Consider the following 14,519-nt stretch of genomic DNA (forward strand, 5'->3'; position numbering starts at 1 on the left):
GTACTGCACTCGGGAGGGTGTGGGAGAGTAGGTCGCCGCCGGACATCTTTCACGGGAGTGGAGGAGTGCTTGAACCCCCAGGTTGTCTGGGAGTGTTCGCCTCCTCCACTCCCTTTTTTCATGCCCGGACACGCCGCGGCGCATGGACTGGAGTTGTGGACGCGGGCTGCGCCCCGATGGTGGGTGAGCTGGCCCGGGCCGGGCCCCGGCGATACTGGGGCGTGAGCATTGAATGGTCGCTTCAGGTGCCACCTGGCTGGAACCTTCTGCCGCTCTTCGGAGCGGCTGTCGGCGACGGTCAGCTTGTCCTTCTCCGCGATCACGACCGAGGGTCCGAGATGTCTCCAGCGGTCCTCCGGACGGCGGGACCTTCGCGGGCACAGTCCTCCCGCCGGGTGGGTAGACTGGGACGCTGTACAGGGCCCCGTCATCGCGCCTCGGCGCCGGCGATCGTCGGCGCGCCGGGAGCGCACCGCGGGCCCGCCCCGCACACCGTCCGCGGGGGAGCACCATCGCATCCCCGCTCAGTTCCAGGAGAGCCATGCCGTCCACGCTGCCGGGCGTTCCCGACATCGATGAGCAGCTCGCGACGAGCATCGTCGAGCGCCTCGGGACCATCGAGGACCGTCTGCGCGGCTCGGTGGCAACCTCCGATGACATCGCACGATGGACCGCTCGGCATCTGATGGACGCCGGGGGCAAGCGCGTGCGACCGATGCTGGTTCTGCTCGCGGCCTCCCTGGGCGATGCGGACGCCGATGGCGTGCTGGACGCCGCCGTCCTCGTCGAGCTGACCCATCTGGCCAGCCTGTACCACGACGACGTCATGGACTCCGCCCCCACCCGGCGGGGCACCGACAGCGCCCATGCGCTGTGGGGGAACAACGTCGCGATCCTTACCGGTGACTTCCTGTTCGCGCGGGCCAGCGCCCTGAGCGCGCGCATCGGGGTCGAGGCGGTGCGTCTGCACTCGGTCACCTTCGAGCGCCTGTGCCTCGGCCAGCTGCACGAGACCGTCGGCCCGCAGCCGGAGGACGATCCCTTCGCGCACTACATCTCGGTGCTCTCGGACAAGACCGCTTCACTGCTGGCGCTCGCGGGTCAGCTCGGGGCGACGCTGTCCGGTGCTTCGGAGGAGGTCTCGGAGATCATGCGTCGCTACGGCGAGAAGGTCGGTGTCGCGTTCCAGCTCGCCGATGATGTCCTGGACCTGGGCAGCGACGCGAAGACCAGTGGCAAGACCCCCGGCATCGATCTGCGCGAGGGCGTCCCCACCATGCCGACCCTGCTGGTGCGCCGGCGCGCCGCCTCGGAGGGCGATGCCGCGAGCCTCGCCATCGTGGAGCGTCTGGACGGCGACCTGGAATCCGATGAGGCGCTGGCGGAGCTGGTCACGATGCTGCGCGCGGACTCGGCGCTCGAGGAGACTCGGGAGCTCGCCCAGCGCACCGCCGACGAGGCGGTGGAGATCCTGGAGGAGCTCCCGGCGGGCACCGTCCGCGAGGCGCTGACGACCTTCACACGCACACTGGTCGAGCGCCGTCGCTGAGGATCTGTTCGCGAAGCCCACGCGGGGGCTTCCGCCTGGACGCAGGGTGACCGGTTCCTCGTAGCACCCTGGAGCCGGTCCGAGTAGCCTGTGAAGGCCGAGGGACCCGAGATCTCGACGCCGTAGGGATGGCCCTGGGCGAGGATGCGACGGAGGCCGTTCCGACGGCGCTGCGCCTGTTCTGACCTCTCGGGAGTATCCACCATGGCAGTCACCCCTCCGGCGAGACGACGCCGTGGTCGGCGCGTGGTGGCGATCTCGAGCGCTCTGCTCGCCGTGGGGGCTCTCGTCCTCACAGGGTTCGCGCTCCGTTACCCGGGGCTCTCCTCCACGGAGGTGGAGGTCTCCGACGGTGGTGTGTGGGTGACCAATGCGAGCGACGGCCTGATGGGCCGGCTCAACGTCGATGCCGCGGAGCTCGACGGCCGTCTGGCGATGACCGGCGAGGAGCTCGACATCGTCCAGGACGGATACACGGTGATCGAGACCGGTCCGCGCGGCATGACCCCGATCAACACCGCCTCCGTCACCCGCGGTGGACTCGTCGAGCTCCCCGTGGACACGCAGGTGCTGCTGGGCGGCGACCGGGTCGCCATCGCCGCTCCGGACGGCCGCGTCTGGATCCTCACCCCGGAGGAGGCCGCCGCGTTCAGCGTCTCGGCGGTGGAGCCCACCTACGAGGCGAAGCAGGAGTCCCCGGCCGTCGCCGTCACTGACGGCGGGACCATCTTCGTCCTGGACGGGGACCAGCTGCTGGAGTTCCCGCGCGCCGAGGACACCCGTGACACCGAGCCGGAGAAGGCCGTCGTCGTCAGCAACGTCGCCACCAGGCCCGAGATGGTGCAGCTGACCACCGTCGGCGAGGAGCCCGTGGTCCTCGACCGCGAGAACCGGATGCTCCGCCTGGGACGGGAGGCGAAGGACTACCGCCTCGAGGACTACGGCATCACCACCCTCGACCTCGCCCAGCTCCAACAGCCCGGCGCCGCCTCCGACGACGTGGTCCTCGCGACCGAGCGGTCCCTGCTGGTGATTCCCCTGGACAGCGGTGAGGCGCAGGTCCACGACTCGGGAGGGACCGGGACCGAGGTGGTCCGGCCGGCGCAGGTGAAGGGCTGCGCCTACGGGGCGTGGAACGGCTCTCTGAAATACGTGCGCGCCTGCGAGGGCCAGGAGCCGGTGGCGGAGGCGGTGCCCAAGGCCGACTCCGCGATGGATCTGACGCTCCGGGTCAATCGCGACCAGGTGGTCCTCAACGATCAGGAGTTCGGCCTGTCCTGGGAGATCATGGACAGCATGCAGCTCCTCGTGGAGGACTGGACCATCTCCCAGGAGATCCAGCAGGACGACTCCAAAGAGGAGGAGAAGGAGTCCCTGACCACCACGATCACCAACGTCGCGGCCGAGCGCGAGGAGGAGAACCGTCCACCCACGGCCGAGGACGATGCGTACGGCGTGCGACCGGGCGCGAGCGTCGTGCTCCCGGTGACGAGGAACGATCTCGACCCCGACGGTGACATCCTCACGGCGAGCGTCGACGGCGAACAGCCCGGGATCGGCTCCGTGACGCCCATCCGCGGCGGCACGCAGTTCCAGATCGAGGTGGCGGAGGACGCGTCGGGATCGGCGAGCTTCACCTACACGGCCGACGATGGCCGAGGCGGCCGGGACTCGGCGACGGTGTCGCTGGACGTGAAGGACGCCTCCGACAATGAGGGTCCCCGGCCGGTCGAGGACGCCGTGACGAAGGTGCAGGTGCGCTCCGGCGAAGAGATCAGCTTCAACATCACCCCCTACTACGAAGACCCCGAGGGAGACGCCTTCTACCTCGCGAACGCCCAGGTCGCGCCCGAGGATGTGGTGACCTTCAGTCCGGACGGGCTGGTGACCTTCAACGATGCGGGCCTGTCGCCCGGCACCAAGGAGGTCGAGCTGACCTTCCGCGACGAGTTCGGCGCCGAAGGGACGGGCACCGTCGAGATCGAGTCGGTCACCGACAACGACCTGCCTCCCATCACCACCGCCGATCACGCCACCGTGGTCGCCGGCCAGGACACCACCGTCAAACCGCTGGTCAACGACCTCAACCCCAATGGGGGCGACCTGGAGCTGCTCAGCGTCGGCGAGTCGGAGGGCCTCGAGGTCGACCCGGCTCTCGAAGCGGGGACGATCGATGTCTCCGGCACCGCCGCCGGCGTGCACTACCTCTCCTACAACGTGGCCGCCCGCGGCTCCAGCACCGCCTCGCGCGGCCTGATCCGTGTGGATGTCGTCGAACCCGCCGAGGACGACCTCGCCCCGGTGGCGGTCGACGATCTGGGCACGGTCACCACCGGGTCCGACACCCTCATCGATCCGCTGGAGAACGATGTCGATCCCACCGGCGGAGTGCTGGTGGTCAACGCGCTCGACGTCCCCGAGGACAGCGGCCTGAAGGCCACGATCGTCGAGCATCATCTGCTGCGTGTCGAGGCGGAGCCGGGGGCTCCCGCCACCGCGGAGCCGGTCCCGGTGACCTACGAGGTCTCGAACTCCCGGGGGACCGCCACCGGCACCGTCCGGGTGATGGTCGCGTCCACCGACACCCAGTTCGCCAACCCCGAGGCGGTGCCCGACCGCGCCGTGGTGCGTGCCGGGGACATGGTCAGCCTCGACGTGACGGCGAACGACGTCTCGCCGACGGACTCCGAACTCCACCTGGCCGGCCTGACCGACACCAGCCGCGCGGACGAGCTGGGCCATGCAGAGCGCCATCAGGACGTCCTGCGCTTCCGCGCCGATGACGACGCGACCGGCGAGGCCGTGGTCACCTACGAAGTGGTCGACGAGACCGGCCGCTCCGGCTCCGCACAGGCGCACATCACGATCGTCCCCCACGACGCGGACAACGACGCGCCGAAGCCGGAGAACCTCACCGCCCGCGCCGTGGCCGGCACCACGGTGAGGATCCCCGTCCCGACCACCGGCATCGACCCCGATGGCGACTCGGTCATGCTCAGCGGCATCGCGAGTCCGACACCGCAGCTGGGCGAGGTCGTCACCGCGAACGGCCAGTGGATCGAGTACCGCCCGTACGAGGACTCCCAGGGCACCGATCGCTTCCGCTACCAGGTGATGGACCGCCACGGGGCGATCGGCACCGCCGAGGTGCAGGTCGGCATCGCCGCGCCGACGGGCCAGAACCACGCCCCCTACGCGGTGGACGACACGGTCGAGGTGCGTCCGGACCGCGAGGTGCAGATCCCGGTGCTGGAGAACGACACCGATCCTGAGGGCGATGCGCTCCATGTGGTCCGTGATGATGTCGAGGCGCTCTCGGAGATCGAGGTCGCACCGGCCCAGGAGGGCGCTGAGGACGACGGCATGGTCACCGTCACCACCCCGGACCAGGAGGGCACGCACTCGGTGATGTACGCCGCCTCCGACGAGCAGCTCAAGAGCACGGCGACGGCGACGGTCGTGGTCTCCGAGGACGCGCCGCTGCGCGCTCCGGTGGCGATGGATGACTTCGTGGCGGTCGAGGACGTGCTGGACCCCGAGACGACCGCCGTCGAGATCGATGTGCTCGCCAACGACCACGATCCCGACGGCAGTACCCAGGACCTGCAGGTGCGCCTGGAGGAGGCTGTCGAGGGCGTGGAGCTGAGCGAGGACGGCATCGCGCGGATCGTGCCGGGCGAGGAGCAGCAGCTGCTGCGCTACGTCATCGAGGACCTCGACGGCCTGGAGTCCGCGGGCTACATCTGGGTCCCCGGGACGGCGAAGCAGGCACCGGTGTGGGTGGGCGAGCCGCTCAGCGTGCAGGCCGGTTCCGAGGTCTCGGTGGACCTCGCCGATCCCGACAACGTGCGGGTGCGGCCCGGCGCGGAGGCCGCGCAGATCACCGACCCGTCGCTCGTGAGCGCGAACCACAGCGACGGCGGGGAGCTCGTCCAGGACGAGACCACGCTGGTGTACCGACCAGCGGAGGACTTCTCCGGGAACGACACGCTGACCGTGGAGGTGACCGACGGGGAGGTCGGCGATCCCACGGCGGCCACGGCGACCCTCGCGATCCCTGTCGAGGTGGCGGCGAAGGACTCCAATCTCCCGCCGACCCTGCAGGGCGCCCAGCTCGAGGTCGAGCAGGGCGACGCCCAGGCGGGCGTCGACCTCGCCCCCGGAGCCGACGACCCCGACGGCGACGAACTCACCTACGCCCTCGGCGACGTCCCCGAGACGGACGAGGTCAGCATCGGCCTGGACGACTCCCGGCTCACGGCGAGCGCGGGCACGAAGGCCCCGAAGAACACCGTGGTCGAGGTCCCGGTGACGGTCAGTGACGGCACCAACGATCCGGTCTCCGCGACGGTGCAGGTCACCGTCGTCGGCTCCCAGCGGCCGATGATCTCCACCCTGCTCGACGAGGCCACCGTGGACGCCGGCTCCTCGCAGACCATCGACGTCCTGGACAACGATTCCAACCCCTTCCCCGAGGGGGAGCGCACTCTCACCAGTGCCACCACTGTCAGCGGCGACGGCGAGGTCACGATCGACGGGGACGGCGTGACCGTCACGCCCGATGCCGATTTCCACGGCATCCTCACCGCCCAGTACACGGTCATGGACGACACCGAGGACCCCGACCGCGAGGTGAGCGGGGAGATCCGGGTGACGGTGCTGGGGGTGCCGGAGGCACCGTCCGCTCCGCGGATCGGCGAGGTCGGGGACGGCTTCGTGGAGCTGCGCTTCGAGGCGGGCGACGACAACGGCGCCCCGATCACGGGGTACACCGTCTCCTCGACGAGCGGTCCCGCGGTGGAGCAGGAGTGCTCCTCGACCTCGTGCCGGATCACCGGGCTGAGCAACGACACGGAGTACACCTTCGCGGTGACCTCGACAAACCGGGTGGGCACCTCGGACCCGTCGGTGGCCTCGGCGACGGCGCGACCCGACGTGCGCCCGGAGAAGCCGGCCGCGCCGTCGGCCGAACGCGGGGACACGCAGCTGAGCGTGGCCTGGACCGCCCCGCAGAACAAGGGTTCGGCGATCCAGAGCTACACGCTGCAGATGCAGAACACCGCGACCGACGAGATCTCCACCGTGGAGATCGAGGGCGGCTCCACGTCGCACGTGTGGACGGGCCTGACCAACGGGGTCGACTACCGCTTCCGCGTGCAGGCCCGCAACCTCGCCGAGAACCCCTCGGACTGGTCGGGCTGGTCGCAGCCCGAGCACCCAGCCGGCGCACCGACCGCACCGAAGGGGACACCGAGCGCCCAGCGGGTCAACGACCCCCGCGGCGGCGGTATCGAGGTCACCTGGCCGGCGATGACGAAGGCCGAGGCCAACGGCGAGCCCATCACCCACTACGTCGTGACAGCATCGACCGGAACGTCCCAGACCGTGCCGGCCTCGGCGACCTCAGCAACCTTCCTCGACCTGGATCAGGACACCGCCCACTCCTTCACGTACTCGGGGGTGAACTCCGTCGGCGACGGGGCGGGCAGGTCGGCGCCCTCCAACGAGGTGACGCCCTGGGCGAAGCCCTCGGCACCCACCGGTGTCACGGCCGCGATGCCCGATGAGGGGACCGGCAAGGGGCCGAACGGTCGCGCCACGGTCACCTGGGACGCCGCGGACGGGAACGGCACCTCGATCACGAAGTACGTGATCTACGGCGGCCCCTCGCCGGTCACCGTCGATGCCTCGGCCCGGAGCCACAGCTTCACCCAGCTCACCAACGGCACCAGCTACCGGTTCACCGTGGAGGCGCGCAACGGCTTCGATGACGACGGCGGCGTGAGCCCTCGCTCGGCGGCGTCGAACTCCATCCGGCCCTACACGGTGCCGTCGGCCCCGACGAAGGTGGCGATCTCCCGCAGCGCGTGCACCGGGGAGAACAGCTGCCCGCTCACCTTCACAGCGTCCGCGGACGGCGGTGACGGCGGAGCCGGCGGCAAGACGCTCCAGGTCAACGTCGACGGGGCCGGGTGGAAGTCCGTGGCGTCGCCGTACTCGTCCACCATCCAGGCGAAGTCCGGGTCCCGGCACACCCTCGACGCCCGGGTGGTCACGAAGCCGACGAACGCCGATGGCTCCACCGCCACCATGACCTCGCAGGTCAAGAAGAGTTCGATCACCGCCCGCGAGTACGTTCCGCCGCCGGAGCCCCGAATCGTCGATGCCCGCGGCTATGGCGACGCCACTGGAGAGTCGGGCTGCACCCAGGGCTGGTGCTATTACATCGACTTCACCGTCACGCAGCTCGCGCCGAACACGACCTATGAGTACTGCATCAAGGGAGACGGTCCTCCCGGTGGTGACTGCTGGTACCCGACCACCGACGGGAGCACGCCGACCACCGGGACGTTCACCACGGACGCGAACGGGGAGTGGGATCTGGCCGACAGCGGGCGCACGCCGTACTGGGGCCGCCCGTTCGAGGACGTGTGGATCTGGGTGGAGCACGACGGGAAGTCCGGAGAGTCGAACCGGGTCAAGATCCCGTCGAGCTGAGAAGAGGGGCCCGCCTCGCGGTGCGTGCGGGATTCGGTGCCGGACACTCGGACGGGCCGAGCCCGCTCCTGGGCGCGGGGTGACCGGTTCCTCGTAGCACCCTGAGGTTCGTCCTAGTAGCCTGGGCGGGTCGCGGGGACGGCATGCTCGATGCCTGGGGGATGTGCCCCGGGCGGGGGACGGGGTCGATCCTGACGCGGTCACCGATCTCTGCAGTCGTCTCGGGAGTTTCCAGCATGTCGCCCACGCCACCGGTCGCACGTCGCCGTGGTCGGCGCATGGTGGCGATCTCGAGTGCGCTGATCGCCGTGGGGGCGCTGGTGCTGACGGGGTTCGCGCTGCGCTATCCGGGACTGTCCTCCACGGAGGTGGAGGTCTCCGACGGTGGGGTGTGGGTGACCAATGCGGGCGCAGGGCTGATGGGCCGGCTCAACGTCGATGCCGCGGAGCTGGATGGTCGTCTGGCGATGACGGGCGAGGAGCTCGACATCGTGCAGGACGGATACACGGTGATCGAGACCGGTCCGCGCGGCATGACCCCGATCAACACGGCGTCCGTCACCCGCGGTGGTCTGGTCGAGCTGCCCCCGGGCACCGAGGTGCTGCTGGGCGGCGACCGGGTGGCGATCGCCGCCGCCGACGGCCGGGTCTGGGTGCTCACTCCGGAGGAGGCCGCCGCGTTCAGCGTCTCGGCGGTGGAGCCCACCTACGAGGCGAAGCAGGAGTCGCCCGCCGTGGCGGTGACCGACGGCGGCGCGGTCTTCGTCCTGGACGGGGAGCAGCTGCTGGAGTTCCCGCGCGCCGAGGACACCCGTGACACGAGCGCGGAGAAGCCGATCACGGTCGGCGGGGTGTCGTCCTCGCCGGAGATGGTGCAGCTGACCACCGTCGGTGCGGAGCCTGTGATCCTGGACCGTGAGAACCGGATGCTGCGTCTGGGGAAGGACGTGAAGGACTACGGTCTCGAGGACTACGGCGTCTCGAACCTCGAGCTCGCCCAGCTCCAGCAGTCCGGCGCCGCCTCTGACGACGTCGTCCTGGCGACGGAACGTTCCTTGCTGGTGGTCCCGCTGGACGGCGGGGAGGCGCAGGTCCACGAGTCGGGAGGGACCGGGACCGAGGTGGTGCGGCCGGCGCAGGTGAAGGGCTGCGCCTACGGGGCGTGGAACGGTTCCCTGACGTACGTCCGCGCGTGTGAGGGCCAGGAGCCGGTGGCGGAGGTGGTGCCGGAGGCCGAGTCTGCGATGGATCTGACGCTCCGTGTGAACCGCGATCAGGTGGTCCTCAACGATCAGGAGTTCGGTCTGTCCTGGGAGATCATGGACGACATGCAGGTCGTCGATGACTGGGTCATCGCTCAGGAGATCCAGCAGGACGATTCGAAGGAGGAGGAGAAGGAGACTCTGACCACCACGATCACCAATGTCGCGGCGGAGCGCGAGGAGGAGAACCGTCCTCCGACGGCCGAGGACGATGCGTACGGGGTGCGGCCGGGGGCGAGCGTGGTGCTGCCGGTGACGAGGAACGATCTCGACCCCGACGGTGACATCCTGACGGTGAGCGTCGAGGGGGAGCAGCCGGGGATCGGGGCGGTGACGCCGATCCGTGGCGGGACGCAGTTCCAGATCGAGGTGGCGGAGGACGCGTCGGGATCGGCGAGCTTCACCTACACGGCCGACGACGGCCGAGGTGGTCGTGATGCGGCGACGGTGTCGCTGGACGTGAAGGACGCCTCCGACAATGAGGGCCCGCGGCCGGTCGAGGACGCCGTGACGAAGGTGCAGGTGCGCTCCGGCGAGGAGATCAGCTTCAACATCTCGCCCTATTACGAGGATCCCGAGGGTGACGCCTTCTACCTCGCGAATGCCCAGGTCGCGCCCGAGGATGTGGTGACCTTCAGTCCGGACGGGCTGGTGACCTTCAACGATGCGGGCCTGTCGCCCGGCACGAAGAAGGTCGAGCTGACCTTCCGCGACGAGTTCGGCGCCGAGGGGACGGGCACGGTCGAGATCGAGTCGGTCTCGGAGAATGATCTGCCGCCGATCACCACGGCGGATCACGCCACGGTGGTCGCCGGCCAGGACACCACCGTCAAACCGCTGGTCAACGACCTCAATCCCAATGGGGGTGGCCTGGAGCTGCTCAGCGTCGGCGAGTCGGAGGGCCTCGAGGTCGATGCGGCGCTGGAGGCGGGGACGATCGATGTCTCCGGGTCCGCGGAGGGTGTGCACTACCTCTCCTACAACGTGGCCGCCCGCGGGTCCAGCACGTCCTCGCGGGGGCTGATCCGTGTGGACGTGGTCGAACCCGCTCAGGAGGACCTCGCTCCGGTGGCGGTCGACGATCTGGGCACCGTGACCACGGGCACCGATACGCTCATCGATCCGCTGGAGAACGATGTCGATCCCACCGGCGGGGTGCTGGTCGTCAACTCACTCTCCGTGCCCGAGGGCAGCGGGTTGAAGGCCACGATCGTCAATCATCATCTGCTGCGCGTCGAAGCGGAGCCGGGGGCGGCGGTGTCGGCGGAGCCGGTCCCGGTGACCTATGAGGTCTCCAATGCGGAGGGGACCTCGACGGGCACCGTCCGGGTGATGGTCGCGTCCACCGACACCCAGTTCGCCAATCCTGAGGCGGTGCCGGACCGTGCCGTGGTGCGTGCCGGGGACATGGTCAGCCTCGATGTGATCGCGAACGACGTCTCGCCGACGGACTCCGATCTCCATCTGGCCGGTCTGACCGACACCAGCCGCGCGGACGAGCTGGGCCATGCGGAGCGTCATGAGGACGTCCTGCGCTTCCGCGCGGATGATGACGCGAGCGGCGAGGCGGTGGTCACCTACGAGGTGGTCGACGAGACCGGCCGCTCGGGCTCCGCGCAGGCGCACATCACGATCGTCCCCCGTGACGCGGGCAACGATGCGCCGAAGCCGGAGAATCTCACGGCTCGCGCGGTGGCGGGGAAGACCATCAAGATCCCGGTCAGGACCACGGGTATCGATCCGGACGGTGACTCGGTGATGCTCAGCGGCATCGCGAGTCCGACACCGCAGCTGGGCGAGGTGGTGACAGCCACCGGGCAGTGGATCGAGTATCGGCCCTTCGAGGGGGCGCAGGGCACGGACACCTTCCGTTATCAGGTGATGGACCGTCATGGGGCGGTCGGGACCGCCACGGTGCAGGTCGGCATCGCCGCGCCGACGGGTCAGAACCACGCCCCCTACGCGGTGGACGACACGGTGGAGGTGCGTCCGGACCGTGAGGTGCAGATCCCGGTGCTGGAGAACGACACCGATCCTGAGGGCGATGCGCTCCATGTGGTCCGTGATGATGTCGAGGCGCTCTCGGAGATCGAGGTCGCCCCGGCGCAGGAGGGCGCTGAGGACGACGGCATGGTCACCGTCACCACCCCGGACCAGGAGGGCACGCACTCGGTGATGTACGCCGCCTCCGACGAGCAGCTCAAGAGCACGGCGACGGCGACGGTCGTGGTGTCGGAGGATGCTCCGCTGCGTGCTCCGGTGGCGATGGATGACTTCGTGGCGGTCGAGGATGTTCTGGATCCGGAGACGACGGCGGTCGAGATCGATGTGCTCGTCAATGACCATGATCCCGACGGCAGCACCCAGGACCTGCAGGTGCGCCTGGACGAGGCTGTCGAGGGCGTGGAGCTGAGCGAGGACGGCATCGCGCGGATCGTGCCGGGTGAGGAGCAGCAGCTGCTGCGCTATGTCATCGAGGACGTCGACGGGCTGGAGTCCGCGGGCTACATCTGGGTGCCGGGGACGGCGAAGCAGGCGCCGGTGTGGGTGGGGGAGCCGCTGAGCGTGCAGGCGGGTTCCGAGGTGCAGGTGGACCTGGCCGATCCTGGCAATGTGCGTGTGCGGCCGGGCGCGGAGGCCGCGCAGATCACAGACCCGTCGCTGGTGAGCGCGAACCACAGTGACGGCGGGGAGCTCGTCCAGGACGAGACGACGCTGGTGTATCGCCCGGCGGAGGACTTCTCCGGGAACGACACGCTGACCGTCGAGGTGACCGACGGGGAGGTCGGTGATTCCACGGCGGCCACGGCGACCCTCGCGATTCCTGTCGAGGTGGCGGCGAAGGACTCCAATTTGCCGCCGACCCTGCAGGGCGCCCAGCTCGAGGTCGAGCAGGGCGACGCCCAGGCGGGCGTCGACCTCGCCCCCGGAGCCGACGACCCCGACGGCGACGAGCTGACCTTCGCCCTCGGCGAGTTCACCCCTCCTGAGGAGGTGGACCTGTCGTTGGAGGGCTCGCGGCTGTCCGCCCGGGCCTCGACGAAGGCTCTGAAGAACACGGTGGTCGAGGTCCCGGTGACGGTCAGCGACGGCACGAATCCACCGGTGTCGGCGACCGTGGAGGTGACGGTGGTCGGCTCCCAGCGGCCGATGATCTCGACCGGCCTGGATGAGGCCACGATCGATGCGGGCAGTGCGAAGACGCTCCCTGTCCTGGAGAACGACTCGAATCCGTTCCCGGAGGGCGAGCGCACCCTCACGAGTGCGTCGATCGTGAATGGTCAGGGGGAGGTCACGATCGACGGGGACGGCGTGACCGTCACGCCCGATGCCGATTTCCATGGCATCCTCACCGCCCAGTACACGGTCATGGACGACACCGAGGATCCCGACCGTGAGGTGAGCGGTCAGATCCAGGTGACGGTGCTGGGGGTGCCGGAGGCACCGTCCGCCCCGCGGATCGGCGAGGTCGGGGACGGCTTCGTGGAGCTGCGTTTCGAGGCGGGGGATGACAACGGCGCCCCGATCACGGGGTACACCGTCTCCTCGACGAGCGGTCCCGCGGTGGAGCAGGAGTGCTCCTCGACCTCGTGCCGGATCACCGGGCTGAGCAACGACACGGAGTACACCTTCGCGGTGACCTCGACAAACCGGGTGGGCACCTCGGACCCGTCGGTGGCCTCGGCGACGGCGCGACCCGACGTGCGCCCGGAGAAGCCGGCCGCGCCGTCGGCCGAACGCGGGGACACGCAGCTGAGCGTGGCCTGGACAGCACCGGAGAACAAGGGCTCGGCGATCCAGAGCTACACGCTGCAGATGCAGAACACGGCGACCGATCAGATCTCCACCGTGGAGATCGAAGGAGGCTCCACCTCGCATGTGTGGACAGGCCTGAGCAACGGGGTCGACTACCGCTTCCGCGTCCAGGCCCGCAACCTCGCCGAGAACCCCTCGGACTGGTCGAGCTGGTCCCAGCCCGAACACCCCGCCGGCGCACCGACGGTCCCGGGCGGGACACCCACCGCGGAGCGGGTCAACGACCCTCTGGGCGGCGACGTCAGGGTGACCTGGCCGGCGATGACGAAGGCCGAGGCCAACGGTGAGCCCATCACCCAGTACATCGTCTCTGCCTCCTCGGGCGACTCGCAGACGGTCGACGCGTCCACGACCTCCGCCACCTTCCGCGATCTCGACGAGAACAGCAAGCACACCTTCACCTATACCGGAGTGAACTCCGTGGGCCGCGGCGACGGGTCCTCCGGAGCTTCGAACGCCGTCGTCCCGTGGGCGAAGCCCTCGGCACCGACCGGGGTGAAGGCGTCGCTGCCCGGCAAGGACACCGCGGACGGCCCGAACGGCCGGGCCCGGGTCTCCTGGAACGCAGCCGACGGCAACGGCACCTCCGTCAAGGAGTACGTCGTCCACTACGACGGGGGCAGCAAGACCGTGCCGGCCTCGGAGACCAGCACCACCATCAGCGGCCTGTCCAACGGGTCCTCGTACTCCTTCACCGTCGAGGCGAGGAACCGCTTCGAGGCCGACGGCGGGGTGAGCGACCGCTCGGCGGCCTCGAACGCGGTGACTCCGTACACGAAGCCCCAGAATCCCAAGGTCACGGCGTCGGCCGGCGCCTGCAAGAACAGCAAGGAATGCCCCGTCACGCTCAAGGCGTCCGCCCCGGGCGGAGATGGCGGTGGGGGCGGCAAGACGCTGCAGGTGAGGATCGACGGCGGAGAGTGGAAGAACTCCGGCACCTCCTACTCCAAGACCTTCCAGACGACGTCCGGCGGCACCCGCACCATCGAGGCCCGCGTGGTCAACGGCGAGGGCCTGCGCTCGGGGACGGTGACGAAGAAGCAGAAGGCACGGACGTACACCCCGCCGGAGCCGAAGGTCGCCGGCGGCGGCCCGAACTGGCAGGCTGCGGGGAGCGCGAACGGCGAGCCCGGCTGCACCTCCGACACATGGGGCGGGAAGTGCACCTACTTCACCATCGATTTCAAGGATCTCGAACCGGGGAAGTCGTACACCGTGCACTACGCCAACGACAATGACGACAACTGGGCGCAGTACACCATCACCGGTGACGGCAGCGGACGAGACACCTCCCCTCGCTACTTCTACGGCTACATGAAGGGGACGGAGAATCCCATTCGCGTCTATGTCGACGGCAAGAAGGTCGGCACCTACTACGCCCCCTCCTGAATCCT

General features: G+C 69.5%; 3 protein-coding genes. All 3 read left to right on the top strand.

What is annotated here, in order from left to right:
* Window positions 1-541 precede the first annotated feature (541 nt).
* The 3 genes from CXH06_RS17045 to CXH06_RS17055 all read left to right on the top strand — a co-directional run bounded on the left by CXH06_RS17045 (window position 542) and on the right by CXH06_RS17055 (window position 14,514).
* A complete protein-coding gene (locus CXH06_RS17045; protein WP_114856399.1) occupies window positions 542-1,549 on the top strand; it encodes a polyprenyl synthetase family protein in 1,008 nt (335 codons plus the stop codon).
* Between the two features lie 204 nt (window positions 1,550-1,753).
* On the top strand, window positions 1,754-8,047 hold the full coding sequence (locus CXH06_RS17050) for an Ig-like domain-containing protein (RefSeq protein ID WP_114856400.1): 6,294 nt from the start codon (window positions 1,754-1,756) through the stop codon (window positions 8,045-8,047).
* A 278-nt stretch (window positions 8,048-8,325) separates the two neighbouring features.
* Complete coding sequence (locus CXH06_RS17055; RefSeq protein WP_232820408.1) at window positions 8,326-14,514, top strand: Ig-like domain-containing protein; 6,189 nt, start codon at window positions 8,326-8,328, stop codon at window positions 14,512-14,514.
* Window positions 14,515-14,519 lie beyond the last annotated feature (5 nt).

It is taken from the genome of Brachybacterium sp. YJGR34 (genome assembly GCF_003347015.1).
Classification (GTDB): domain Bacteria; phylum Actinomycetota; class Actinomycetes; order Actinomycetales; family Dermabacteraceae; genus Brachybacterium.